A 24,421-nucleotide genomic window follows, 5' to 3' on the forward strand; every position below is an offset into this window, starting at 1 on the left:
CAAAACCTTACCCAAGATTGATGAAACCGAGGGGGCAAGCATGTGATGAAATCCGTATGCACGGTCACCCAAAAAAGCTTAAGTAAGTGCCATTCAGTCGGTAGCCTCTATTTCATGTACTTGTCAAAGAACCCGATTATTTTCTTCGGATATCTTCCAAAATAATTGTATCCATCCTTAAATCGTCGGGTGGTTCCTTCAATCCAGAGTAGCTCTTTTTCTTTGCTTCCTAAAAGATCGAATGTTTTCTGTGCATCTTCCGGATTCTTCGTCCACGCGTCGTCTTTCACTTGAACCATCAAAACCGGCATTTTTACGCCATGAGCCGATAGTTGCGGTGTCATTTCATCCATCAGGAAAGCTCCAGCTTTCAGCAATTCGAAATCCAGTAAGTCCAGATACTGGTCAACGCTTTGTAGTTCAGAAAATGCCCGATAAATGGCTCTCATGGAAACTACCATTGGGCTACACAAGCACGAAACATTCTCGAATAAATCCGGACGCCTGTTGATCGCCTCGTACTGAGAATTTCCACCCATACATTGGCTGTATAAGCCCACCTTCATTTTGCCCAATCTTGGGTGATTATCGACATATTTCTTTACTCCCACGCAGTCGCGCCATTCGATCTGCCCAATGCCACTTACACCATTATTGGAAGCGCCGCTTCGACCGTGATTCCGGATATCGTACGCAAGCACGTTATAGCCGGCATCGGTTAGGTGTTTCATCTGAATGACAAAATCAATTTCCACGGCATCATAAGTACTCCACGGCTCTCCGAAGTGCCCCTGAAAACCCGCACGACACATAGGAAGCGCATGATTAAAGATAACCAGCTTGTCGCTTTCACCGCCTTTGGCCGGTATATACCAGCCTTCCAAGGGCACACCGTCTTCGGCAGGAAAGAAAATATCTTCCCATCCTGTCATGCCATAATCATCCGGCGTTTTATGAAGAACGCTTCTAAAAGGCTTCACAACATTGACCATGCCTTTGATCTTCGCATAATCCGCATCAGAGATAGTTTTTAACTGCTCCAAAGCGTTGGACATTCTTTCTTCTGACATTCTACCCACGGGTTTCTCCTTATTATTAGGGGTTAGTTTTCTGCAAATAATGTTGTAACTTCATTCAAAAATTCTTCGGTTGATAGTTGGCTTCCCATGCGCCCACGAATGATTGCCTTATGTTCGAAAGATTTGGCATCATGCTTCATGACGAGAGATTTGAATTCATCAATGTAGTTCTGCCCGTAATTGCTGTTGTAAGAGTTGAAAAACACAACATCCTTTCCATCGAAGCGATTATTTTCTGCAAATTTCCAGATAGAAGGGGAAGGCCGATAGAACCATATCGGTGAACCCAGATAGATTTTGTTGTATTTGGCAAAGTCAATAGTTTGTGGCGTAATTTCTACTTCATGATCTTGAAAAGACATTGCGGCATTTACTAATCCTGTCACGCCGATCTCATACTTGGGTGCCTCTATATTGATGAGTTCCGCATCGAACATCTCAGCAATCTTGTTCGCCATGATCGCCGTATTTCCTGAGCGTGAAAAATAAATGACGGCGATATCCGATTGCTTTGATGCCTCTGATTTTGAAAGCAAGCCGCTGTTTTTATTAAACTGACTTCTTTCTATCGAGGTAATAATTACAGGGGCAATGATTACAGCCAAAAATAAGATCGAAATAATGGTATAAAAAACACTTTTTTCATTTTTCCTTCAAGTTCCTATTCTTAGGTAAGCTGATGTTGTTTATCCAAACTCTCCTATCATGAGACTCTGAAACTATCGCCTAAAATAAAAGTCTCTGAGTTGGAAGAAATGTATTTTTTGTGCAACATTAGGTTAAACTTTATTTCTGAAAGAGAACACTGAAAGTGTAGCTGCGCAAATAAATATTGTGCAGCTGGCATAAACTTCCTAACTACCCTCTAACGTGAAGCTGCTTATCGTACATGATCTAAATCTGTAGATGTTACTCAGGTGAGATGATGGATGAAGTGGCGCGTAAGCAGCTTCGGGATTTTCTTGCTGGGTTTGCCGGGCTCGCTCATACTAGTGGCAAGCTAGCGAAGCTAGAATGACTGGGAGCGCGGGCTGCGAGCAGGTGAAAGAGCAAATGGTCAAGAGCCTGAAGTAATTGCGTTCCGTAATTCAATTTTTTCACGAAGGATTATTATGACGAATCGAAATATCACACGAAGACAATGCCTACTCGGGGCCTGCGGTTTGGGTTTGGGGGCGGCCTTGAATGTCAAGGCTGAATCGCCTTTAATCAATCAATCAATCAATACGGAACCTTATCCACGTAATGCCGATGAAGCATTGAAACGACTGAAAGCGGGTAACCAGCGGTTTATGGACGATAAGCCGTTACATGACCGCCAGGAATCTTCCTGGCGTAGCCTCCTTGTGGAAACCCAGAAACCGTTTGCCACCATTTTGGGATGCAGCGATTCGCGCGTGCCGCCTGAACTCATTTTTGATGTTGGATTTGGCGAGCTCTTCACAGTTCGTGTTGCCGGCAATGTTATTGCGGAAGATGTGATCGGCTCATTGCAATATGCCGTGCGCCACCTCCGTACTTCATTAGTAGTCGTGTTGGGGCATGAAAAGTGTGGCGCCGTCTCTGCTACCATAGAAGAAATGATCAATCGGCCTACTGAACCTGAACACATCGGATCGCTGATCCAATTGATTAAGCCTGGTCTAACCAGCCTCAGTATGGAAGCGCACAAGGCGGGAGTGGATAAGGAGGCATTGGTCAGTGCTGCGGTGGAAGCAAATGTTCGATGGTCTATGCATCAACTCGTCACGCTACCCGCAGCAGTGAAGGCTATGCGAGAAGGACGGGGGGCAACCCTTATGGGGGGCATTTATGAGCTGGAGACGGGGCGTGTTCGTTTTCTAAGTTAGGCTCGCCTGTTGCCCATCCATTTCCTGATGGATAGGGTTGAGATTCTCCGAAGATAGACGGAACTAATTAATTTTAAAACTAACAGTGGATAGGCGAACTGGGCGACCGTGTTGAAAATACTGTGGTGGAAAATAACTCCAATCAGTACTGGCTATGGATTATCCAACTGCCGCAAGTAGTTACGCCATCCACCTAAGTGACTAATATCTTTTGCATTGTTGATGGCATAGTACTCGCACAGAAAACCGAGTACCGTTTCATTATTTGCCAGGGTTATCGAGCCGATTCCTAAGGGTGCTGGAATACTGGCTACAAAACTACCCAGTTCGCGGACTGGTAACTCCCAGACTTCCACTTCGATGGCAACACCTTGTTCATTTTTGCTGACTCGAATTAACCCAGGACGCAGTGGCGGATGACCGGGTAGTGCATAAAGCTTGTAATCCGACGAGGTTGTGGTGCTGGTCACCAATCGGCCATGGCGACTGGTTAACTGTTCATTCAACGGCAAACCGGACAAATGTGCGCCACAGACGGCTATACGTATTTGGCCAGATCGGGATGCGATAGGGAAGAGAGTACTGGGAGATAGTGCAATACCGGTTGCTCCCAGAGGAAGTGAATAAGCTTGCTGCCAACGATGCGCCAGATGCAGCAGCGGTTCATCCTGGTGGGCTGGCGCTGCCAGCGTGATGCCAAAAGGTAGTCCGTCACGCTGAAAACCGGCAGGAACGGCGACTGCGGCGTAGTCGAGCAGATTCATGAAATTGGTGTAATAGCCCAGGTTGGTGTTGAGGCGTATGGGATCCTGCTGCATGGCATGAATGGGGTAGATGGTGCCGGCGGTCGGCGCCAGCAAGCAGTCAACTTGTGTCCAAACCTGATCTGCTTGTTGTTTGATGCTGCGTAATTGATAGATTCCATTGAAAGCATCCGCAGCGGAGCGCTGTTTCGCGGTTGCAATGATCTCGCGCACCGGTGCGATAATCTGATCGCCGTGCAGCTCGAAGAAAGATTGGATGGCGGCATAACGTTCCGCCACCCAGGGGCCTTCGTAGAGGAGACGCGCGGCTTCGAGAAACGGTTCGAAATCTATTTCGATAGCTTCTCCGCCCAGTGCCTGCATGCGGGCTACTGCGTCATTGAACAGCCGCTCACTCTCATGATTATCGAAAAATTTCAATTGCTGTTGGCGCGGGATGCCAAAACGAAAATGAGGTGCAGCGCCAAAATCAAAGCCATGTCCTTCTCTTTCCCTGGAATAGATATCTGCTGTGTCGTAAGCGGCGGAAATGGTCAGGAGGCGTGCCGCATCCGCTGCAGTATGCGCGAAGACGGATACCGTATCGAGGGAACGGCAGGCGGTTACCATGCCATGCGCGGAAAGCCAGCCTTTGGTGGGTTTATAGCCAATCAGGTTATTAAAAGCAGCGGGAATCCTGCCGGAACCCGCGGTATCGGTGCCGAGACTGAAACATACTTGCCCTTTGGCGACAGCGACCGCCGAACCTGAGCTGGAGCCGCCGGAAATATACTCGGGATTGAATGCATTGCGACACGCACCATACGGCGATCGTGTGCCATTCAATCCGGTGGCGAACTGATCGAGATTGGTTTTGCCGATGGGAATCGCGCCGGCGTCGATCAATTTTTGCACGACTACGGCACTGCGCGATGGCGTGTAGGCAAAAGCCGGACAGGCCGCGGTGGTCGGTATGTCCGCCAGATCGATATTATCCTTGATGGCGAAAGGCACGCCATACAGCGGCAATGACGTCATGTCTTGCGCTTCCACTTTGCGGGCGTAATCTCGCAACGATTCCAGTGGCAATACGGAAATCCAGACGTGATCGGGATCATTTTGAATATCGGCATGAATGGCTTCGACCATTTGCGTGGGTGATAGCTCACCGCTGGCGTAGCGTCGCAGTAAAGAGGGCATATCGCCCAACGGGAGAAACTTGTGCATCATGACGGGTTTTCCTGAACGATGAACAGCACTTGCCCGGCGGAGACATATCCACCTTGCTTGCAAAATAGCTGCCGCAACGTGCCGGTAACGGGAGAATCCACCGGAAATTCCATTTTCATCGACTCGATCATGACCACTGGTTTGCCTGCTTCCACCTGCTCACCTTCTTTGACCAGCAGCTTCCACACGGTGCCGGTTACTTGTGAGCTGATGGCTTGCGCACCTTCTGGCAAATCCAGTTCGCTTTGTGGATCCGCTTCATCGAGTGTATCTTCACTGACATACTGCGCTTGACCATTGGCTTCCCAACGTTGCCGTTCGGCTTCAAATGCAGCTTGTTGCCGGGTTTTGAATGTGCTGATGCTGGCGGCATGTTGTTGCAGGAAGGCATGGTATTGCTTCAGACTCAGCGTCGTTTCTTCTGTGCGTAGTTTGAAGTGCCCGCTGATAAAATCCTTACGCAGTTCGAGCAGTTCACTCTCGCTGACCGGATAGAAACGAATTTGATCAAAGAAGCGCAATAACCACGGTTGACCATCCTTGAAATCGACGGTCTGGCGATAACGATTCCACATTTGCACGGTACGTCCGACGAACTGATAGCCACCCGGACCTTCCATGCCGTATACGCATAAATAGGCGCCACCGATACCGACGGCATTTTCGGGTGTCCAAGTGCGCGCCGGGTTGTATTTGGTGGTGACCAGACGATGGCGCGGATCCAGCGGGGTTGCTACGGGCGCACCCAAGTAGACATCGCCGAGTCCCATCACCAGATAACTGGCTGCAAATACGATATGCTGAACCTCCTCAATGTCTTCCAGCCCGTTAATGCGGCGGATAAATTCAATGTTGCTTGGGCACCAGGGCGCGTCGCTGCGTACCGATTGCATGTATTTTTCGATGGCGAGTCGCGTGGCCGCATCATCCCAGGATAAAGGCAAGTGGATGATGCGAGACGGTACTTCCATGTCATCAATCGATGGCAATTGGCTTTCGCCCGCGATCAGAAGCGTCAGTAATTTTTCGCGTGCCAGCTGGCTTGAGTCAAAATGAATCTGCAATGAGCGTATGCCAGGAGTCAGATCCAATATGCCGCAAAGCTCACCGCTATCGATGCGTTGTTGCAGCCACGTCATCAGTGCATGCGCACGAAAGCGCAGATTCAGATCGAGTACCGCCGATCCATATTCGATCAACAGGTATTTATCGCCGGATTGGCGATAAGTGACTTGCACTTGTGCTGTGCTCTCTGGAATGTAGTGCAGGATCGGGCTACCTGGTTTTTCGGATCGAACAATCGGCGGCAAGCTTGCATCCGCATGAAGATGCTGAATCAGTTGGTTTTGCTGTTGTTCCAACGCCAGCGCTTGTTCCATCGATATCGGATAAAAATGGATGCTGTCACCGGGTTTGAGTTGCCCGGTTTTCCACAGTTCCGCTTGAACGATAGTGACCGGGCAAACGAAACCACCCAGGCTGGGGCCGTCAGGGCCCAGGATAATCGGCATATCGCCGGTAAAATCGACTGCGCCGATGGCATAGGCATTGTCGTGAATATTGGAGGGATGCAAGCCGGCTTCGCCACCATCGCTACGCGCCCACTGCGGCTTCGGACCGATCAGACGCACGCCGGTACGGCTGGAGTTATGATGCACCTTCCATTCGGCGGCAAAGAATTGTTCAATATCCGCTTCGGTAAAAAAATCCGGTGCGCCGTGAGGGCCATACAATACGGCAATTTCCCAGCGATTGGTATAAAGCGGAGCCCATTCCTGCGGCAAATGCTGTGGTGTTGGCTGGGAAGACGGTAGTGGTTGCACATGCAAGACATCGCCGACACGCAGCGTGCGTCCGGCATGGCCGCCAAATTGGCCGAGTGTAAAGGTGGATTTGCTACCGAGATAATCGGGTACCTGAAAACCACCGTGCACGGCCAGATACACCCGGCTGCCGGCTTGCTGGATTTTGCCAAACTGTACGAGTGCACCGGCTTTGATGGCATAGGATTGCCATAGTGACAGTGGTTCGCCATCCAGCGATACATCGATAGGCGCGCCACAGATAGCGATCATACTGTCGCAATTAAAACGCAGTGTCGGGCCTGCCAGTGTGATTTCCAGTCCGGCGCTATCTTCGGGATTGTTGACCAACCGGTTAGCAAAGCGGAAAGCCAGGCTATCCATTGGTCCAGAAGGTGGAACGCCGACATTCCAGTAACCGATCCGTCCGGGATAATCCTGTACCATGGTTTGCACGCCGGCATTCAGAACATCGATACTGTGCGGCTGATAATGGAAGCCATTGAGGAATTGCGTGGTCGATTGTCCGTTACGGAACACCGTGCTTTGCAGAATCTGTTTGAGATAAGCCAGATTGGTTTCAATCCCATACAATGCGGTGTCATCCAATGCTGTCAACAGCTTGGCGATGGCGGTTTCCCGCTCTGGTGCGTGCACGATGATCTTGGCCAGCATCGGGTCATAAAACGCGGAAACTTCGATGCCGCGCTCAACCCAGGTTTCAACACGCGCAGCGGCAGAGAATTCCGCTGCGGTGAGTGTGCCGCTGGAGGGTTGAAAATCTTTTGCAGGATTCTCGGCATAAACTCGCACCTGAATGGACGCGCCTCTGGGTTTGATCGTGAAAGAATCTAGCGAAGGCAGATCGCCAGCCGCTTGCCGCACCATCCATTCCACCAGGTCAATGCCGGTGGCTTCCTCCGTTATGCCATGCTCTACCTGTAAGCGGGTGTTGACCTCAAGAAAATAGAATTGGCCATTGGCATCATCAAAAATATATTCAACCGTACCGGCGGATTGATAATTGACAGCTTTGCCAAGGCGTACTGCAGTGTCCAGCAATGCTTGACGCAGATGCGGTGCTAGGTTGGGAGCGGGTGTTTCTTCGATGACTTTCTGGTTACGCCGCTGCATGGAACAATCACGCTCACCCAGTGCGACGACCTGGCCTTTGCCGTCACCGAAAATCTGTACTTCGATATGGCGCGCCCGGTCGACAAATTTTTCCAAGAATAAACCGGCATCCTTGAAATTGTTTTGTGCCAACGTTTTGACCGATTCGTAGGCACCGACCAATTCATCCTGATTCCAGCACAAACGCATGCCGATGCCACCGCCGCCGGCGGTGCTTTTCAGCATCACGGGATAGCCGATATGTTTGGCCTGATGGCAAGCGGCCTCAAGGTTTTCCAGCAAACCGGTTCCCGGCAGCAAAGGCACCTGATTCTCCAGTGCCAAGGCGCGTGCTGTGTGTTTTAAACCAAACGCGCGCATTTGTTGTGGTGTAGGGCCGATAAAACAGATGCCATGCGCAGCGCATTGTTCAGCAAAATCGGCTTTCTCGCTGAGGAAACCATAGCCGGGATGAATGGCTTGCGCACCGCTTTGCTGTGCTACCTCCAGGATTTTATCGGTGCGCAAATAGCTTTCCGCAGCGAGTCCACTGCCAATGCAGTAGGCCTCATCGGCTTCGATGACATGCCGTGATAATGCATCGGCTTCGGTATAAACGGCGACACTTTTGACATGCATGCGGCGCAGGGTGCGGATAATCCGGCAAGCAATGGCACCGCGATTGGCAATCAAGACTTTATCGAACATAGCGTTATCCTTTTTCTTGATGAATCATCAACTGGATTTATCGGTTACTGGGAATCCCAGATCAATAACCGGATTGGTGTCGGATTATAGGCATTGCACGGATTGTTGAGTTGCGGACAATTCGAGATCAATACCAGTACATCCATTTCAGCCTGCATTTCGACATATTTGCCTGGTGCCGAAACGCCATCGACAAATTCCAATCCGCCTGCTTCGGTGACAGGGACATTCATGAAAAAATTGATGTTGCTGGGTATGTCGCGCTTACTCATGTTCAGTTGTTCACAAGCTGTTTCATGCGCCAGCGCATGCAGAAAATTATCCCGGCAACTGTGCATCGGGTATTTTTCCAACGCATAGCGTACCGTGTTGCTTTCCGCCGCACAGGCACCACCCAATGTATCATGCCGCCCACAGGTATCGGCTACGATTGTGAGCATGGTATTGCCAAAATTGGAGCAAAGTTTGCTACCAGTGGTCAGATACAGCTTATTCTGAGTGCGAATGGTATCGGTGGCGCTATAGCGTTCCAAGGCGTGACCGGCATTGAAAAACAATGTGTCGACGGCTTGATTGCCTTCCAGGTCAACGATACGGAAAATTTGTCCTTGCTTGACGATGCCGACCCAGGGCTCGCCGGCTGCACAAATTTCATCGACTACGGCAAGATCCGGATTGAGTTTGCTGGCTATCATAGTTTGCGTGCTCATTGCGCACCTCCACAGGGGTGATAGAACCGGTGAGTATTGTGTAACCCTCTAACATTTTCGGCGATCTGCTGGCATGTTGAAATTGCTGCATCGGGTGTCACAAATGCCGATAGATCAACGGCGCCGGGCTGGTAAGTTGGTTTTGTATCCAGCGGGTGCGGGGCAGCCGAGAGTATGACCAAGGTATCCATTTCAAAACTCAGATCAATATAATCACCTGCCTGGCTGTTACCGGCATGAAATGTTAGCTCGCCATCAGCATCGGCAGTGACTTTGCTGAAGAAATTAATGTTGGGCACAACGTCGCGCATGCCTAATCCCCACTTGCCCAATTCGATCAGCATGCCATCCAGGCCGCTGCGGAACATGTGATTGCGATGTTCTTGATAGCGTGCAATGCCATATCTTTGTTGTATTGATTTCGCGTCACTCAATCCGCAAACGGTATCGTTCCAGCCAGCAGTATCCGCCGTAATGCAGCAGAAAATCCGCCCCATATCCGAATGACAGGCATGCCCTTGGGTCAGGCGGAAGGTGTGCTGCGATTTTAGTGTATCTGCCATATTATAGCGTTCGAGCTTTTCTTCCTGATTAAAGAACAATACTGCCGCATTTGCACCACCACTTACGTCCGTCAGACGTAACGTGGCACCGCGACGCATGATGCCGGACCAGTGGCATCCGCCGGGTATGGATTGTTTCCAGATGATATTTTGTTGATTCATGATGGACTCCTTGTCAAAGCAATTTTACTTAGTGCTAACCCATTTCTTGCAAAGGATATACAGTGTGGTGATCGTCAGGATACTGCTGAGTACCAGTGGCGTTGCCCATAATTGCCACCACGGCGCATCGGCTGAAATGGCATATGGGCGGGGCCAGGCGATATTGATGACCTCAAACAACGACCAAATGAATGCCAGGATATTGATGATCAATCCCCATGCGCCAAGTTTTAATTCGCCGAGTTGAGGATTCCACCGACCTGTGAGTCGGGCAAACAATGCGAATCCGGTTGTGAACGTGAACATGGCATATAAACCGCCGGTACCGAAAGCGATAATGGTGGCCACAGCATCATCATTGAGCCCGAAAATCAATCCGCAGCCTGCCAGCAGAACGGTAAAGAGGACCGCGTTACGCGGTGTTTTGCTGGTCGTGACTCGGCTCAACACGGCTGGCATATTGCCTTCCCGCGCCATGGAATACACGATGCGAGAAGTATATTTAGTCATGGACGCGCCGCAGGCCAGAAAAGCAATCATCACAATGGCCAGAAAGGGTTTTTCAAACCAATCACCAATGCTGTTGGCAATCAATGGCGTGACCGGATCAGCGGTATGGCTGGAATTTCTTAATGTGTCATGATCAAATGCCAGGATCAGTGCGGCTGAGTTAAATAAAACTACCGTACCAACAACCAGTAGCGACATGAGAATTGCACGCGGCACCATGCGTTTCGGTTGATGGGTTTCTTCCGCTGTGGTGGAACAGGCATCAAAACCGATAAAAGCCCAACCAGCGATAGCCAGTGCCGCTAGGAAAGCGGCCATTTCACTGGGCGCAGTTCCGGTCCCCATGTGCTGGAATAACTCCATGAAAGAATGCTGACGGAAGAAAAGAAATAACAGCAGTGCCACGCCGAATGATCCTACCACCTCGGCGTAAACACCGAGTTTGATCACCAGATTGAAAATGCCGACAGGTGCCAGATTGAGTAGCGTGCAGAGAAACAGAAATAGGGCACCCCAGAGTACCATCATTGTGCCGCCATCACCCTGCGATCCGCAAAAGGTGGCGAGCCAGAAACCGCCGGTGTAGGCGGTTGTCGTGACCATGGCAATGGTGGAGCAAATATAAATCACGCCTGCATATTGCCCGGCAATGGCGCCGCCCAGTTGCCGTGCCCACTTATAGGCGCCGCCTGCAATCGGGAATTGCGAAGATAATTCTGCATACACAGTAGCTACCAGTAGCTGCATGAGCAAGCACACCGCCAATGCAGCAAACCAACCGCCACCGGTAACTGTGGTTTGCACGCCGATGATGGCATAGAGTCCGGCGACCGGCGAGACAACCGCAAAACCCAGTGTAAAGCTGTGCCATACACTCATGCTGCGATTGAGTACATCACCGACTACATGGGCATCTTGCGAGGAAGCGGTTTGTTTTGTTGAACCTGACATAACAAGTCTCCATACAAAAAGGGTTTACCGAGATTGTAATGCACTCTAAGAACATTACGCTTAATCTCCCGGGCTTTTTTCCCTCCGTGGAGTCTCGTTAGCACGAGACCGGAAGCTCTTGGACCTGACGTCGTTTCTTGTACGACCGGAACCCTAGTTTCCATTGAATTACTGCTTTTTGAGTTGTTATGCCGTCAATCGTTCAATGGCATTTTAGCAAGCGAGTAATGGAGGGTATTTTAAATGCGTGATTTGGAAAAAGCAATGATTTTGGAGATTGCATTATTGCTGGTTTGATAAAGCTTGATATGATGGAATCTGAGTTGACGTATCGCTCAGACCCCTTTGTTAGATTTATTTATCAGAAGCCAATCGTTCAAACCGTTCAGCCAACATTGCAGTTACGCCCTCGTTGCTGTCAAAGTCAGCATCTAATTTCCCGGATTTTTCATGTATGTTATAGTAAAAACGGCATCGTAGTACGCCACTCCTATTAACGCTGTGTGGAGGATCAAGATGAAAAAAAGTAAGCTTGAGATACGCGAGGCGATTGTGGATACGGCTGTTACCATCGCGGAACGTTCAAATTGGGAAGCGGTACGCTTGTTTGATGTGGCCGCTGAATTGAACATTTCCCTGGATGACATCCGTCTTTATTTCCGCGAAAAGGAAGATCTGGTTGATGCCTGGTTTGACCAGGCAGACAGCCAAATGCTCAAGGCGGCGGAAACCGTGGAATTCCTGTCATTGTCTCCGCGGGAACGTTTACATTGTCTCATCATGACCTGGCTGGATGCGTTGGTTGCGCACCGTAAGGTCACGCGACAGATGATCGGCGCCAAACTGGAACCCGGCCATCTGCATATCCAAATCCCCGCCATTATGCGCATCAGCCGCACGGTGCAGTGGATGCGCGAAGCTGCGCAGCGTGATGCTACCTTTGTACGCCGCGCATTGGAAGAAACCGCGCTGACCACGATTTATCTGACCACGTTTGTGTACTGGATGCGCGATGAATCCGAGAATTCACAGCGCACGCGCAACTTTCTGGAAAAAAAACTGCAAGTAGCCGAGACGCTGGATCGTTTAATCTACAGAACCCCACGCACTGAAACCGCCGATGATCCTTCCGAGGAAACCAGCGCTACACATGAGATCCCGGCTACTGTTGAGTCTTCTTCATTGGCTGAATCCATGACGCCAAAAATGCATGCCAAGTCCGGTTAACAGGCCATTGAAAAACGTTTTCGAGGCAGCCGATACCAGGCAAGAACAGGTGAGAAAGCGCAGTTTATGCGTAATAAATGAGCATTTTGAACCTGCTTTTAACACCGTAGCGGCAACGCAGATAGTTTTAATGGCCTGTTAATCATGGATCCGCTCACGCATGCTTTAAGCGGTGCCCTGCTGGCACGGGCTGCGGCACGACTGCCAGCGCAATTGCATCCTGAACGAGCCACATTGCCACTGCGCATGCAGATTGCCGCCGGTTTTGCCGCGGCGGCGTTTCCCGATATTGACTTTGCACTACGTCTGATTGACACGCTGACCTATCTCAATTGGCACCAAGGCCCGACGCACTCTTTGATCCTTTTGCCGCTGTGGGCATGGCTATTGGCTTGGCTGTTTTCATGGCTTTCTCGCGGGCGTTATGGCTGGAAATTATTTATTCTGCCCGCTTGTTTGGGTATCGCCATCCATATTGCCGGGGATTTGATTACGTCGTATGGATTGATGCTGTTCGCACCTTTCTCTACCCAGCGTTTTTCTCTGCCGCTGGTGTTTGTCATCGATCCCTGGTTCAGCCTGATCATCATCGCTGGCCTGATTGCGTCATGGCGCTATCCGCAGCCCAGAAATCCAGCGATTATTGCTTTGGTGAGTTTGTGCGGCTATGTGATTTTTTTATGGACTTTGCACCAACAGGCGATCGGAATCGCCACTCATTACGTTGATTCACAAGCTATTCCTCAAGCACAAATCAGCGTGCTGCCGCAACCATTGTCGCCATTTCACTGGAAAATCATCATCCGGCACGATGAGACTTATCACCTTGCACTTGTCAACTTGCGGCAATCCGATAATCCACAGCAAAACCAAACCACTTGGTTACTACCGAAAATGGCTGCTGCCTATCGCCCAGTCGCGGAAAATAATTGGCAATCATATCCACAATTCGGCGACAATCCGGCGGCAGTAACACTCGCCCGCGCAGCTTGGCTTGATCCCGCTTTTGCACCATTCCGCGCATTCGCAATATTCCCGGTACTGGAACGCATGGATACCTCAGAACAAGGCTTGTGCGTCTGGTTCTACGACCTGCGTTTCCAATTCCCGGAGTTACCGCCTTCTTTCCGCTATGGCGTGTGCCGCCAAGACGATCATTCCGACTGGCGAATGTTTCGGCAACAGGGATTATTTTATATTGACTGACAACGCAGTTACGAAACACGTATTTCCAGATAAAATGTGCTGGAAACAAGGCCCCCATTCAGTTTATGATGCAGTCGTCATCACACAAGGAGAATGATCATGGCAAAAGGACAGCAACGCAAAACTAAAGAAGCGAAGAAACCTAAGAAGGAAACACCGAAGTAACAAGTAAAACCAGCCAGTAATTCAAAGGTCGTGAGTTAAGAATAGAGCAGGTAAATTGTGCATCATCATTCTTTGTCGCGACCTGAATCTGATGTCTTTCTCTGACGGCACAGCCGCACTACACATCATAGTATCAAAACAAATTAGATTTGCTCTAAAAGGTAATGAGATAGCAATATGAACATCATCAAAAGTATCTTTGGGATCGCACGGCATCTGCCGGTGTTGTCTCATTATGTCCGTTACTATGATAATCTGAAAATTTCTTGCGCCGATCAGACGGCTAAGCTGGCTGAATATAAGTATGAGTGTGGCTTGTTTCCGCCTGGGCATTACCATTCACCACTACCAGATTTTTATTTGATTGAGAGGAAAGCTGCAGATATCTTTCTTGACCCATCACCTGCACTCATTGATATTCAACTCGACATGGATGGGCAACTTGACTTGTTGCGCGCATTCGCAGAACTAAAAGAAAGCTACGACCCGCCCAACGATCGGGATAAGTCGTACCGTTATTGGTATAACAATGACTTTTTTTCCTACTTAGATGCCTGCGTACTAGCTAAAATGCTGCTGTACTTCAAGCCGCGTCGACTGATCGAAGTCGGATCCGGTTATTCCTCTGCTGTTATACAAGATATCAACGAACGGCACATGGATTGGTCATTGCGGCTAACGATGATCGAACCCCATCCAAACCGTGTCAATGATCTCTTCCGAACAGATGATTTCTTACGGGCAGATTTAATACAAACACCTGTAGAATCTGTCGTGCAGACATTGTGGCAAGAATTGGGCGAGAATGACATCTTATTTATAGACTCATCACACGTCAGTAAAATTGCAAGTGACGTTAACCACATAATCTTTCAAGTATTACCGGCACTGAAGCCTGGTGTCATTATCCATTTTCATGACATCTTCTATCCCTTTGAGTATCCTAAAGAGTGGATTCTTGGCGGCGTGGCATGGAATGAGTCCTACATTTTGCGTGCTTTTCTCCAAAACAACGACGCTTATCAGATCATTTTCTTCAATGATTACCTCAAACGGTTTCACCGCGAGATTTTACATACTGCACTGCCCATTAGCGCCAGAGATACCGAACCAGATCAAGCAATGATTAATGCGCCTGGAAACAGCATATGGATTCGCAAGCTTCGTTAGACCGAAATTCCTGCAGGATGCGCAATCTTAAATTGATACTTTGCATTACGCATTACTTCAACAACGGATGATCCTTGGGTAATTGCTTGGCATACCACATCGCCAGTTTATGCCGCATAGTTTTTTCGGCAACTTGATCTTCCGGCAAAGGTTGCATGACTTTGTCGTGTACCAGCAGGCGATAGATGTAGAGTAGCTTCTCACTCGCCGAATCGGTTGCTTCAAACTGCACTACGCCTCGTCCTTCCGCATATTTCACGCCGGCCAGCATAGCTTCCTTGAACAAGGCGGCTTCATTTTTCAGTTTTTTCATGATAATCCTCGTTGTCTCATTTGCTAACCATTACTACAAAGCAGCATACCGGATGATTCCCTGGGCAAGTCGGCGGAAATCTTGCAAAGAATTTTGGCAAATCGCATAAACAATTTCCCAATTGATTACTTCATAATGATGCATGGCGATATTTCTAAAGCCAATTGCCTTTTTCAATTGTTTGCAACTCTCGGACGTAATTGCGTCCAGCTCATGCAATGTCGTAAAAGCTTCTCCCATCGTTTGCGGCGATGGTTTGTGTCAGTTGTAGTTTGAAGTCCGCAGTGAGCGGCGCTTGCGTCAATAAGTCCAGATCGATGTCGCTATCGGGGCGCGCATTACCTGCCGCCATCGAGCCAAACAATATCGCCAGCTTGATCTGCGGATAGCGCGACAGTAATGCGGTCAATTGACTAAGCACCCGCAATTTTCCCCCACGAATCGCGCAAGGTTACGGCGCGGTTAAATACCGGTTTGCCGGGTTTCATGTCGAGCCGATCGGCGATGAAGTAGCCGTTGCGTTCAAACTGAAAACTTTGTTCGGGCTGCGCATCGCACAAAGATTGCTCTACATATGCGGTAATGATTTGTTTCGAATCCGGATTCAGCGAAGTTTTGTAATCCTTGTCGCCGCTGTCCGGATAAGGGTCGGTGAATAATCGATCATACAGGCGTATTTCTGCCGATTGCGCGTGTTTCTCAGATAACCAATGGATATTACCTTTGACTTTACGGCTTTCTGCACCAGGGGTGCCGCTCTTGGTGTCCGGATCGTAGGTACAATGGATCGCTTCGACTTCACCTTGAGCGTTTTTATCGACTTGCACGCATTTGACGATAAAGGCGTAACGTAATCGCACTTCCGCGCCGGGCGACAGGCGGAAATAGCCTTTGGTGGGCACTTCCATGAAATCGTCGCGTTCGATATACAGCGTTTTGGAAAAAGGAATCGTGCGTTTTTCCCATTCCGGTTTTTGCGGATGATTGGGCGCAAAGCAATCTTCTCGCTGATCTTCCGGATAATTATCGATAATCAATTTCAGCGGCTTCAGCACGGCGATACGGCGCGGCGCATTCTCGTTCAAATCTTCACGCAGACAGTCTTCCAGTATGCTCATGTCGATCCAGGAATCCGCCTTGCTGATGCCGATGCGCTCGGCAAACAAGCGAATGGCACGTGGTGTAAAGCCGCGGCGGCGCACGCCTGCGAGCGTACTCAATCGAGGGTCATCCCAGCCGTCCACCAGTTTGCTTTCCACCAATTCGATCAATTTGCGCTTGCTCATCACGGTATAAGTCAGATTGAGGCGGGCGAATTCGATTTGTTGCGGATGGCATGGTACTTTATCCACCAATTGATCCAGCACCCAGTCGTACAGCGGCCGGTGGTCTTCAAATTCCAGCGTACACAAGGAGTGTGTGATTTTCTCCAATGCGTCGGAAATGCAATGCGTATAGTCGTACATCGGATAAATGCACCATTGGTTGCCGGTACGTTGATGGTGCACATGGCGGATACGATAAATCACGGGGTCACGCATGTTGATGTTGGGCGAAGCCATATCGATCTTGGCTCGCAGCACATATTGACCATCGGGAAATTCCCCGGCTTTCATGCGCCGGAACAAATCCAGGTTTTCCGCACTTGGACGGTCGCGATAGGGGCTGTTTTTGCCGGGGCTGGTCAGCGTGCCGCGCATCTCGCGAATCTCATCTGCGGTAAGGCTTTCGATATAGGCCTTTCCTTGGTTGATCAGATACTCGGCAAATTCGTAGAGCTGATCAAAATAATCGGAAGAATAATAAAGATGCTTGCCCCAATCAAAACCCAGCCAGGACACGCTGTCACAAATGGAATCCACATATTCCTGCGCTTCTTTCTCCGGATTGGTATCGTCAAAGCGCAAATGACACACGCCACCATAATCATGCGCGATACCAAAATTCAAACAGATGCTCTTGGCATGGCCAATATGCAAATAACCATTGGGTTCGGGGGGGAAGCGCGTTTCTACACGACCGTTCCATTTGCCGTTGCGATTATCTTCGTCGATGATATTGCGAATAAAATTGGCAGGCGCTGATTCTGTGGATAGATTCGTCTCGGATTTCTCTTTCAAAGCTTGTCTCTCAGCATGTAATGATACGTTAAGATAAAATATCTGTTCTGTCCATGGAATTGGGTAATCAAAAATTCATTAAAAATTATTCATCCCAGTGTCATCTTCATGTTTTTCAGTGATGATGCGATTATAGCGACGATTGGTCTAAAATCCAGCATTCTTGAGCAAACCATCTTGCTGCTTCCGTTTGCAGCCAAATACTGTAGCCCAATAGAAAATAAGTCGTTCTAAATTTGACTTTTACCGGTGTCTGACTTAGAATTCCCGGCTCTTTTTGAATACGCAGGACAGGTTTTCGTGAAAACATTTTCAGCCAAGCCGCACGAAGTAAATCATGACTGGTTTGTCATTGATGCGACCGATAAAGTGTTGGGTCGCCTTGCTTCACAGATTGCACATCGTTTGCGTGGCAAACATAAACCCATTTATACGCCACACGTTGATACCGGCGACTACATCGTTGTTGTCAATGTTGATAAAATGCGCGTAACCGGCAATAAATTGGAAGATAAAATCTATTATCGCCATACCGGTTACCCAGGCGGAATTTATGCAACTTCCCTCAAAAAAATGCAAGAGCGTTTTCCGGCGCGTCCGCTTGAAAAAGCTGTTAAAGGCATGTTACCCAAAGGACCGTTGGGGTATGCAATGCTTAAGAAATTAAAAGTATATGCGGGTGATACTCATCCACATATGGCTCAACAACCCAAACCACTTGAAATTAGAGCTTAATCTATGGCTACTCAATATAATTATGGAACCGGTCGACGTAAAAGTGCTGTCGCACGTGTTTTCATCAAACCAGGTAAAGGTGCAATTGTCATTAATGATAAACCGATTGATGATTATTTTTCTCGTAAAACCGGCCGCATGATTGTCAGGCAACCGTTGGAATTAACCAATAATGCTAGTTCATTTGATATTATGGTCAATATTCACGGTGGTGGTGAATCGGGTCAAGCCGGTGCTGTACGCCATGGCATTACGCGTGCTCTGATTGATTATGACGAGACACTTAAATCTGTTTTAAGCAAAGCAGGCTTGGTTACTCGTGATGCACGCGAAGTGGAGCGGAAAAAAGTTGGTTTGCGCAAGGCGCGGCGACGCAAACAATTCTCCAAACGATAATTTCTTATTCATAATTGAATATAAAAAAGCCGCCCTAAAAAGCGGCTTTTTTATTGAATAATTACATAGTACCTTCTGAAAAAGATAATAGGAGTCACGATGATTAATGTCGGCATTGTTGGTGGGACAGGCTATACCGGTGTGGAACTGCTACGTTTACTGGCACAACACTCTAAAGTAAAAATCAAGGCGATTACATCACGTAGCGAAGCCGGCATGAATGTCGCTGAGTTATTTACCAATCTGAGAGGGCATGTCGACCTTAAATTCAGCGATCCGGCTGATGCAAAACTTAATAAGTGCGACCTTGTTTTCTTTGCCACACCCAATGGCATTGCCATGCAGCAAGTGGAGTCCTTGCTTAAGGCGGGGGTTAAAGTGATCGATCTGGCAGCTGATTTTCGCATCAAAAATGTTGCCGAATGGGAGAAATGGTATGGTATGCAGCATGCTTGTCCTGATCTAGTCGCCGAAGCGGTATATGGTTTACCGGAAATCAATCGCGACCAAGTTAAGAATGCACGCTTGATCGCCAATCCCGGTTGCTATCCAACGGCAGTACAGCTTGGTTTTTTGCCGCTGATAGAAGCTGATGCTATTGACACGGATCACCTCATTGCCGATGTCAAATCAGGCGTTTCCGGTGCGGGTAGAAAGGCAGAGGTGCACACGTTGCATGCCGAAGCCTCGGATAATTTCAAGGCTTATGGCGTTCCCGGACACCGACACCTTCCCGAAATCCGGCAAGGACTCGCCAATGTGGCTAAACGGTCGGTTGGTTTGACGTTTGTCCCTCATTTGGTGCCAATGATTCGCGGCATCCATGCAACACTCTATGCCAGGCTGACCAAACAAATCAATTTACAGACGCTTTACGAAAAACGTTATCAGAACGAAGCCTTTGTTGATGTACTGCCTGCAGGAAAACATCCAGAAACCCGTTCTGTGCGTGGCTCCAATCTCTGCCGTATCGCAGTACATCAACCTCAAAACAGCGATACCGTTGTCATATTATCGGTGACGGATAATCTGGTAAAAGGTGCTGCAGGTCAAGCCATACAAAATATGAATATTATGTTTGGCTTACCGGAAACGCTGGGTATTAACCAGGTTCCATTATTACCTTGATTTTTATATCTTTTTATGGATGAGAATCGAACAATGGATCAAGCAATGTTTGCTGATCTTGTGGCTTGGAACAAAATATTTACCAAACCCAGAAAACATTGATATGATCCCTCCAGTTGATTCAATATAAACATGTCTTACTATTTCGATAACAAGATGCAGCCGGACAGGTTTCTAATCTATAGAGTAAGTAGTTGAACAAGTTTTTTCAGAAGAAATCTAAAATTTTATCTCCTCGCGTTGTAGTACGCCCTTATTTATCATGGCAATATCGCTTAGCAATCATTGTCGTTGGTTGCTTATTATTATTGTCGCTATCTTGGGGAATGTATGAGGTAGGAAGGCAATCGGCAAATACACACCATGAGATAGGAAAGCAATTAGCAAATACACTCCATGATTTGACTGAAGAAAAACTAGCGCTCTTGTATGACCCAGGAGCTTGCAGGCAAACAAAGAAGCAAAAACTATGTACCCAGATGGGTGATTTGATTCATCAATTACAAATCAGCGATACCACTAATGATAATCTTGCTGAACAAATAAAATCGCTGGCTAATGAGAATGACCATTTGAAAGAAAAGCTGGTATTCTTGCAGCACCTCATGGCGGGTAATACAAAAAGCGGTATTTCGATTCATCAATTCAGCCTGAAAGAAACGGACGATCCGGGTAAATATCGCTATGCGCTGACCTTGACGCAGGGCGGAGAAAGGCCGAGCGATTTCAAAGGAAAATTGAGATTCCAAGTCAAACTGCTACAAAATGATCGGAGAAAAACCATACCGTTGGTCAGCAAGGATTCCAATCAGGCCTTTCCTATTAATTTTAAATTTCTTCATCGCTTGGAAGAAAGCTTCAAAGTGCCACCAGATGCCATCGTAGAGAGTTTGCAAGTACAGGTTTATGAGAATCATGATAATAAGGTAGTACTAACCCAAACTGCGCAACCGATGCCATAAGGAGAAAAACATGTTTGGTCGAAAAAAGAAAAATCAACTTCACACGCATATCGATACTTTGATTGGTGTAAATACGAGTATCACCGGCGATATCAGCTTCAGCGGCGGCTTGCGGATTGATGGACATATTATAGGCAATGTCATCGCTAATAACGATGAACAAAGCACCTTGGTGCTGAGTGACGAAGGTAGCATAACGGGTAAAATAAAAGTCACGAATATCATTATTAATGGCACAGTCACTGGGCCTATCCATGCGCAAGGGTATTTAGAATTACAAACTAAAGCTAAAGTACATGGTGATATTTATTATGGTACTCTGGAAATTCAATTGGGCGCTTCCGTTGAAGGAAACATGATTCATCAAGGCAAATTAGAGTCGGAAAATAACCATCTACCTGAGAAAATGGTAACATTGATTTCAGCCAGACCGGAGAAACAACCTATCACTACAGAAAATGACGGAGTCCGCTATCCTTAGTTATGCTTTGCAATTAACCATTCTACAGAGACTGAAATGAGCATTGAAAATAATACGCCACTCTTATTTACCGACAACGCTGCTTCTAAAGTCAAAGAGTTAATAGCAGAGGAGGGCAACGAGAATCTTAACCTCAGGGTTTTTGTCAGTGGTGGTGGGTGTTCAGGCTTTCAGTATGGATTTACTTTTGATGAATCGATCAACGAAGATGATACTGTCATGGAGAAGAACGGTGTCAGACTGTTGGTTGATCCGATGAGTTTTCAGTATTTGATCGGCGCTGAAATCGACTATCAGGAAAATTTACAGGGCGCTCAATTCATCATTAAGAATCCTGGTGCGAGTAGTACTTGCGGCTGTGGATCGTCGTTCTCCGTATAAACTGCTGCCCCTACTAACTCAGGCAGGGTAAATCGCACCTAAAACTCTGTCACCTCTGGCGCCGGTCACAGCAGCCAGATTGCCTGTTTTGCGCAGCATTGTTTGCTGTGCCAACCAGGCAAACGCAAAAGCTTCCACCCAATCGGCTGCGACACCTAATTGATCCGTCAGCGCCACTTTTTTCCCTGGCACAGCATTCATCAATCGATTCATCAACAGTGTATTATGGGCACCCCCGCCACATACATAAATTTCTGTAGCCGTTGGGCAATAGTCATGGATTGATTGAGCAATTGTCATGACTGTTAACTGTAACAATGTCGCTTGAACATCTTTCGGCGTTTCGTTCCCGAGTAATTTTTCCTCCAGCCATTCGATATTAAATAGCTCTCTTCCAGTACTCTTAGGCGGTTGGCGCGAGAAAAAATGATCATGCAATAATTTCTTCAGTAAAGTTGGAATGACTTGGCCCGTCGCTGCCCACTGCCCATCCATATCATAGTTCTTTCCGGTATGACGTAAACACCAAGCATCCATCAAAATATTTCCCGGACCGCAATCAAAACCGATGATTTTGTTATGAGGATCAAGGCGGGTTATATTGGCTATGCCTCCGATATTAACAATGACACGATGACAGGTTGCGTTGGTAAAAAGCGCATGGTGGAAAGCCGGAACCAATGGCGCACCTTGGCCTCCTGCAGCCATATCACGACTTCTGAAATCTATGATTACTGTGATCTGAGTTAATTCTGCCAATAACGCTGCATTGACAAGCTGAATCGTATAACTTCTCTCCACTTCGGGACAGTGTCTAATCGTCTGACCATGACATCCAATCGCGATAACTTGTTGAAACCAGATCCCAGCGTTTCTTAACAAACTTGAGGTGGCTTCGGCATATAGGTGGGATAATTGATTACTCAATATTGCGGCACGATGCAATTCATCATGGCCTGACTGATGTAATGACAATAATTGCATACGCAATTCATCATCATAGGGACAGAAAAAAGTCTGGAGCAAAACGGGGGTGGCAGTACTGAAATCAACTACAATAGCATCGACACCATCCAGACTTGTGCCTGACATGATGCCGATATAGTACATAGATTTCAACTACTCACACCTTTCAAGAAACACGATTAATTTTGATATTCGATAAACATGGAAGGATTTGCAGAAAGGAGAACTGTAAAAACCTGATAGCCGGAACGTGTGTCAATGGGTAGTGCAGTACTACCCATCTAAACTATTATTCCAGGGCAACGTAATGAATATTACGCATGATATTTAAACGCGCCACTAAGGAGTGTGTGCCCTTCTGGAATGCGCTTAAGTCTCTTTTTGCAATGGGTGGTGCCGTTGGCAAAGCAACTTTTGTAGGATCACGCTGTAGGCCATCCACGCGCAATTCATAGTGCAAATGCGGACCAGTCGCCATACCCGTTGAACCCACATAACCGATCACATCGCCTTGATTGACACGTTTACCTTTACCCATGCCACTTGCAAATCGTGATAGATGACCATATGCCGTTTCGTACTTACCATTATGTTTAAGAACCACCAAATTTCCATAGCCTTTTTGTGAGCCGGAAAATGTAATGATTCCATTCGCGGTTGCTTTTACCGGCGTACCGGTAGGTGCCGCATAATCAATACCTCGATGCGCTCGCCATTCTCTAAGTATGGGATGAAAGCGTGCATTGGTGAAACCTGAACTGACACGCGAGAAAGTCAATGGTGACAACAAAAACGCTTTGCGTAAGCTTTCCCCTTCAGGCGTGTAGTAACCATCGGCGCCATTCGATGCCTTGAAGTAAATCGCTTGATGTGATTTTCCTTTATTGATGAATTCAACTGCTAAAACTCGTCCAGTTTTAGCACGCTTACCGTTATCGGAGAATGTTTCATAGACGATGGTAAAACGGTCGCCTTGGCGTAAATCCCGATAAAAATCGATTTCTGATGCAAATATGTCCGTAAGCTGCATAGCGACATTGTTAGGTATACCTGCGCTGTCGGTTGCAGCAAATAGAGAACTGCTGATCACACCTGATTTCATGTGAATCTGCGCATCCAACTCAATTGGCTGCTCAGTCATTTTGAATGCATCATCGGTTTTTTCCATCAAGAACAATTCTTCATTCCCGAAGAAATAGCGTAACGTCAACAGTTCGCCATCCGCGTTTGTTTGTGCATAGATAGTTTGACCGGGTTTCAGTTGACGCATTGCTCGACTGCTGCGAGCGGCCTGTAAAAAATCTGTCGAATCCTGATTATTAACATCAAGTCGGTTTAGAATTGTTGCAATAGTATCGCCACGGCGAATATTTTCCTGATGCCAGAAAGTTTGATTGGTTTGATTCTCGAGAAGGACATCTGGAATCGATAAATCAAGTACTACTTCTTCTACCTGAACTTCTTCAAATGAGGGCGTATTAGGTGCAATACCAAACGCAGTGACTATGCCGAACAGTGGTATGCTGGATAATGCAACCAACCAGCGAATCGTTTTTTTTGTTAATTTTGATGATTTTTGAGCTAAAATCCCTTGTTTACTGCTAAGCGATGTATATAGCATTGTATGAAGTACCTCCGATCATTTATCTTTTGCAGACAGGCGCGAGTCTAACATGAAAACAATCAAAACATGTACTAAGGTACAATTGAAACTACAATAAAATGTTCTGTCAGATAAAAAAATTAATAA

Annotated in this window: 23 protein-coding genes and 1 riboswitch; of the genes, 10 read left to right on the forward strand and 13 right to left on the reverse strand. The window is 47.6% G+C overall.

From position 1 onward, the window contains the following. Positions 1-107 precede the first annotated feature (107 nt). Complete coding sequence (locus C8R34_RS08130) at positions 108-1,070, reverse strand: S9 family peptidase (protein WP_258364430.1); 963 nt, start codon at positions 1,068-1,070, stop codon at positions 108-110. 32 nt (positions 1,071-1,102) lie between these two features. Beyond that, positions 1,103-1,684, reverse strand: coding sequence for a flavodoxin (locus C8R34_RS08135; protein ID WP_110339657.1), 582 nt, complete (start codon positions 1,682-1,684; stop codon positions 1,103-1,105). A 507-nt stretch (positions 1,685-2,191) separates the two neighbouring features. Here C8R34_RS08135 and C8R34_RS08140 point away from each other — a divergent pair. Further along, positions 2,192-2,929 (forward strand): carbonic anhydrase, encoded by a 738-nt coding sequence (locus tag C8R34_RS08140; RefSeq protein ID WP_110339659.1) that lies wholly within the window; start codon positions 2,192-2,194, stop codon positions 2,927-2,929. 152 nt (positions 2,930-3,081) lie between these two features. Here the strand turns inward: C8R34_RS08140 and atzF are convergent, their stop codons facing one another. Genes atzF through C8R34_RS08165 form a run of 5 tightly spaced genes read right to left on the reverse strand, consistent with a single transcriptional unit; the run spans position 3,082 to position 11,421 of the window. Then, positions 3,082-4,899, reverse strand: coding sequence for an allophanate hydrolase (gene atzF / locus C8R34_RS08145; RefSeq protein WP_110339811.1), 1,818 nt, complete (start codon positions 4,897-4,899; stop codon positions 3,082-3,084). Continuing rightward, positions 4,899-8,525 carry an urea carboxylase gene (gene uca, locus C8R34_RS08150; protein WP_110339661.1) on the reverse strand — a complete coding sequence of 1,209 codons (3,627 nt, stop codon included), beginning with the start codon at positions 8,523-8,525 and terminating at the stop codon, positions 4,899-4,901. Before uca ends, atzF begins: the two co-directional genes overlap by 1 nt. A 44-nt stretch (positions 8,526-8,569) precedes the next feature. Further along, positions 8,570-9,235 carry an urea amidolyase associated protein UAAP2 gene (locus C8R34_RS08155; protein WP_110339663.1) on the reverse strand — a complete coding sequence of 222 codons (666 nt, stop codon included), beginning with the start codon at positions 9,233-9,235 and terminating at the stop codon, positions 8,570-8,572. Further along, on the reverse strand, positions 9,232-9,960 hold the full coding sequence (locus C8R34_RS08160; RefSeq protein WP_110339665.1) for an urea amidolyase associated protein UAAP1: 729 nt from the start codon (positions 9,958-9,960) through the stop codon (positions 9,232-9,234). Before C8R34_RS08160 ends, C8R34_RS08155 begins: the two co-directional genes overlap by 4 nt. Positions 9,961-9,984: 24 nt before the next feature. Next, a complete protein-coding gene (locus C8R34_RS08165; RefSeq protein WP_110339667.1) occupies positions 9,985-11,421 on the reverse strand; it encodes an APC family permease in 1,437 nt (478 codons plus the stop codon). Between the two features lie 63 nt (positions 11,422-11,484). Then, positions 11,485-11,589, reverse strand: a riboswitch (guanidine-I (ykkC/yxkD leader). 348 nt (positions 11,590-11,937) lie between these two features. Between C8R34_RS08165 and C8R34_RS08170 the strand changes: the two genes are divergently transcribed. The 3 genes from C8R34_RS08170 (at position 11,938) to C8R34_RS08180 (ending at position 15,189) form a co-directional block, all read left to right on the forward strand. Next, the gene (locus tag C8R34_RS08170) at positions 11,938-12,648 is read left to right on the forward strand and encodes a TetR/AcrR family transcriptional regulator (RefSeq protein ID WP_110339669.1); all 711 of its coding nucleotides are present in this window, start codon (positions 11,938-11,940) and stop codon (positions 12,646-12,648) included. 144 nt (positions 12,649-12,792) lie between these two features. Then, positions 12,793-13,854, forward strand: a complete 1,062-nt coding sequence (locus C8R34_RS08175; protein ID WP_110339671.1) for a metal-dependent hydrolase — start codon at positions 12,793-12,795, stop codon at positions 13,852-13,854. Positions 13,855-14,196: 342 nt separating this feature from the next. Next, positions 14,197-15,189 (forward strand): class I SAM-dependent methyltransferase, encoded by a 993-nt coding sequence (locus C8R34_RS08180; protein ID WP_110339673.1) that lies wholly within the window; start codon positions 14,197-14,199, stop codon positions 15,187-15,189. Positions 15,190-15,241: 52 nt separating this feature from the next. Here the strand turns inward: C8R34_RS08180 and C8R34_RS08185 are convergent, their stop codons facing one another. From C8R34_RS08185 to C8R34_RS08200, 4 genes are read right to left on the reverse strand one after another with little or no spacing between them, the layout of a single operon-like run. After that, the gene (locus C8R34_RS08185) at positions 15,242-15,502 is read right to left on the reverse strand and encodes a DUF5062 family protein (protein ID WP_110339675.1); all 261 of its coding nucleotides are present in this window, start codon (positions 15,500-15,502) and stop codon (positions 15,242-15,244) included. Positions 15,503-15,535: 33 nt separating this feature from the next. Then, on the reverse strand, positions 15,536-15,742 hold the full coding sequence (locus tag C8R34_RS08190) for a DUF86 domain-containing protein (protein ID WP_110339677.1): 207 nt from the start codon (positions 15,740-15,742) through the stop codon (positions 15,536-15,538). Then, on the reverse strand, positions 15,714-15,923 hold the full coding sequence (locus tag C8R34_RS08195; RefSeq protein WP_110339679.1) for a nucleotidyltransferase domain-containing protein: 210 nt from the start codon (positions 15,921-15,923) through the stop codon (positions 15,714-15,716). The genes C8R34_RS08190 and C8R34_RS08195 overlap by 29 nt, the downstream gene beginning before the upstream one ends. Beyond that, entirely contained in the window at positions 15,916-17,622 is a 1,707-nt protein-coding gene (locus tag C8R34_RS08200; protein WP_110339681.1) for a glutamine--tRNA ligase/YqeY domain fusion protein, read from the reverse strand. Before C8R34_RS08200 ends, C8R34_RS08195 begins: the two co-directional genes overlap by 8 nt. A gap of 300 nt (positions 17,623-17,922) precedes the next feature. Here C8R34_RS08200 and rplM point away from each other — a divergent pair, with 300 nt between their 5' ends. The 6 genes from rplM to erpA all read left to right on the forward strand — a co-directional run bounded on the left by rplM (position 17,923) and on the right by erpA (position 21,705). Next, positions 17,923-18,357 carry a 50S ribosomal protein L13 gene (gene rplM / locus C8R34_RS08205; RefSeq protein WP_110339683.1) on the forward strand — a complete coding sequence of 145 codons (435 nt, stop codon included), beginning with the start codon at positions 17,923-17,925 and terminating at the stop codon, positions 18,355-18,357. Between the two features lie 3 nt (positions 18,358-18,360). After that, positions 18,361-18,753, forward strand: coding sequence for a 30S ribosomal protein S9 (gene rpsI / locus C8R34_RS08210; RefSeq protein WP_110339685.1), 393 nt, complete (start codon positions 18,361-18,363; stop codon positions 18,751-18,753). Between the two features lie 99 nt (positions 18,754-18,852). Beyond that, positions 18,853-19,881 carry an N-acetyl-gamma-glutamyl-phosphate reductase gene (argC, locus tag C8R34_RS08215; protein ID WP_110339687.1) on the forward strand — a complete coding sequence of 343 codons (1,029 nt, stop codon included), beginning with the start codon at positions 18,853-18,855 and terminating at the stop codon, positions 19,879-19,881. A 194-nt stretch (positions 19,882-20,075) separates the two neighbouring features. Then, the gene (locus tag C8R34_RS08220) at positions 20,076-20,843 is read left to right on the forward strand and encodes a DUF6776 family protein (RefSeq protein WP_110339689.1); all 768 of its coding nucleotides are present in this window, start codon (positions 20,076-20,078) and stop codon (positions 20,841-20,843) included. Positions 20,844-20,853: 10 nt separating this feature from the next. Then, positions 20,854-21,324, forward strand: a complete 471-nt coding sequence (locus tag C8R34_RS08225; protein ID WP_110339691.1) for a polymer-forming cytoskeletal protein — start codon at positions 20,854-20,856, stop codon at positions 21,322-21,324. A 36-nt stretch (positions 21,325-21,360) separates the two neighbouring features. Beyond that, positions 21,361-21,705 (forward strand): iron-sulfur cluster insertion protein ErpA, encoded by a 345-nt coding sequence (erpA, locus tag C8R34_RS08230; protein ID WP_110339693.1) that lies wholly within the window; start codon positions 21,361-21,363, stop codon positions 21,703-21,705. A gap of 18 nt (positions 21,706-21,723) precedes the next feature. Here the strand turns inward: erpA and C8R34_RS08235 are convergent, their stop codons facing one another. Beyond that, a complete protein-coding gene (locus tag C8R34_RS08235; protein ID WP_181415485.1) occupies positions 21,724-22,815 on the reverse strand; it encodes an anhydro-N-acetylmuramic acid kinase in 1,092 nt (363 codons plus the stop codon). A 145-nt stretch (positions 22,816-22,960) separates the two neighbouring features. Continuing rightward, positions 22,961-24,292 (reverse strand): peptidoglycan DD-metalloendopeptidase family protein, encoded by a 1,332-nt coding sequence (locus C8R34_RS08240; RefSeq protein ID WP_110339697.1) that lies wholly within the window; start codon positions 24,290-24,292, stop codon positions 22,961-22,963. Positions 24,293-24,421 lie beyond the last annotated feature (129 nt).

The sequence above is a fragment of the Nitrosomonas sp. Nm84 genome (assembly GCF_003201565.1).
GTDB lineage: Bacteria > Pseudomonadota > Gammaproteobacteria > Burkholderiales > Nitrosomonadaceae > Nitrosomonas.

Bases quoted from the DNA above. Each gene is read 5' to 3' on its own strand.
- C8R34_RS08130 (WP_258364430.1), bottom strand. From the start codon at position 1,070: ATGTCAGAAGAAAGAATGTCCAACGCTTTGGAGCAGTTAAAAACTATC.
- C8R34_RS08140 (WP_110339659.1), top strand. From the start codon at position 2,192: ATGACGAATCGAAATATCACACGAAGACAATGCCTACTCGGGGCCTGC.
- atzF (WP_110339811.1), bottom strand. From the start codon at position 4,899: ATGCACAAGTTTCTCCCGTTGGGCGATATGCCCTCTTTACTGCGACGC.
- uca (WP_110339661.1), bottom strand. From the start codon at position 8,525: ATGTTCGATAAAGTCTTGATTGCCAATCGCGGTGCCATTGCTTGCCGG.
- C8R34_RS08155 (WP_110339663.1), bottom strand. From the start codon at position 9,235: ATGAGCACGCAAACTATGATAGCCAGCAAACTCAATCCGGATCTTGCC.
- C8R34_RS08160 (WP_110339665.1), bottom strand. From the start codon at position 9,960: ATGAATCAACAAAATATCATCTGGAAACAATCCATACCCGGCGGATGC.
- C8R34_RS08165 (WP_110339667.1), bottom strand. From the start codon at position 11,421: ATGTCAGGTTCAACAAAACAAACCGCTTCCTCGCAAGATGCCCATGTA.
- C8R34_RS08170 (WP_110339669.1), top strand. From the start codon at position 11,938: ATGAAAAAAAGTAAGCTTGAGATACGCGAGGCGATTGTGGATACGGCT.
- C8R34_RS08175 (WP_110339671.1), top strand. From the start codon at position 12,793: ATGGATCCGCTCACGCATGCTTTAAGCGGTGCCCTGCTGGCACGGGCT.
- C8R34_RS08180 (WP_110339673.1), top strand. From the start codon at position 14,197: ATGAACATCATCAAAAGTATCTTTGGGATCGCACGGCATCTGCCGGTG.
- C8R34_RS08185 (WP_110339675.1), bottom strand. From the start codon at position 15,502: ATGAAAAAACTGAAAAATGAAGCCGCCTTGTTCAAGGAAGCTATGCTG.
- C8R34_RS08190 (WP_110339677.1), bottom strand. From the start codon at position 15,742: ATGGGAGAAGCTTTTACGACATTGCATGAGCTGGACGCAATTACGTCC.
- rpsI (WP_110339685.1), top strand. From the start codon at position 18,361: ATGGCTACTCAATATAATTATGGAACCGGTCGACGTAAAAGTGCTGTC.
- argC (WP_110339687.1), top strand. From the start codon at position 18,853: ATGATTAATGTCGGCATTGTTGGTGGGACAGGCTATACCGGTGTGGAA.
- C8R34_RS08225 (WP_110339691.1), top strand. From the start codon at position 20,854: ATGTTTGGTCGAAAAAAGAAAAATCAACTTCACACGCATATCGATACT.
- erpA (WP_110339693.1), top strand. From the start codon at position 21,361: ATGAGCATTGAAAATAATACGCCACTCTTATTTACCGACAACGCTGCT.
- C8R34_RS08235 (WP_181415485.1), bottom strand. From the start codon at position 22,815: ATGTACTATATCGGCATCATGTCAGGCACAAGTCTGGATGGTGTCGAT.
- C8R34_RS08240 (WP_110339697.1), bottom strand. From the start codon at position 24,292: ATGCTATATACATCGCTTAGCAGTAAACAAGGGATTTTAGCTCAAAAA.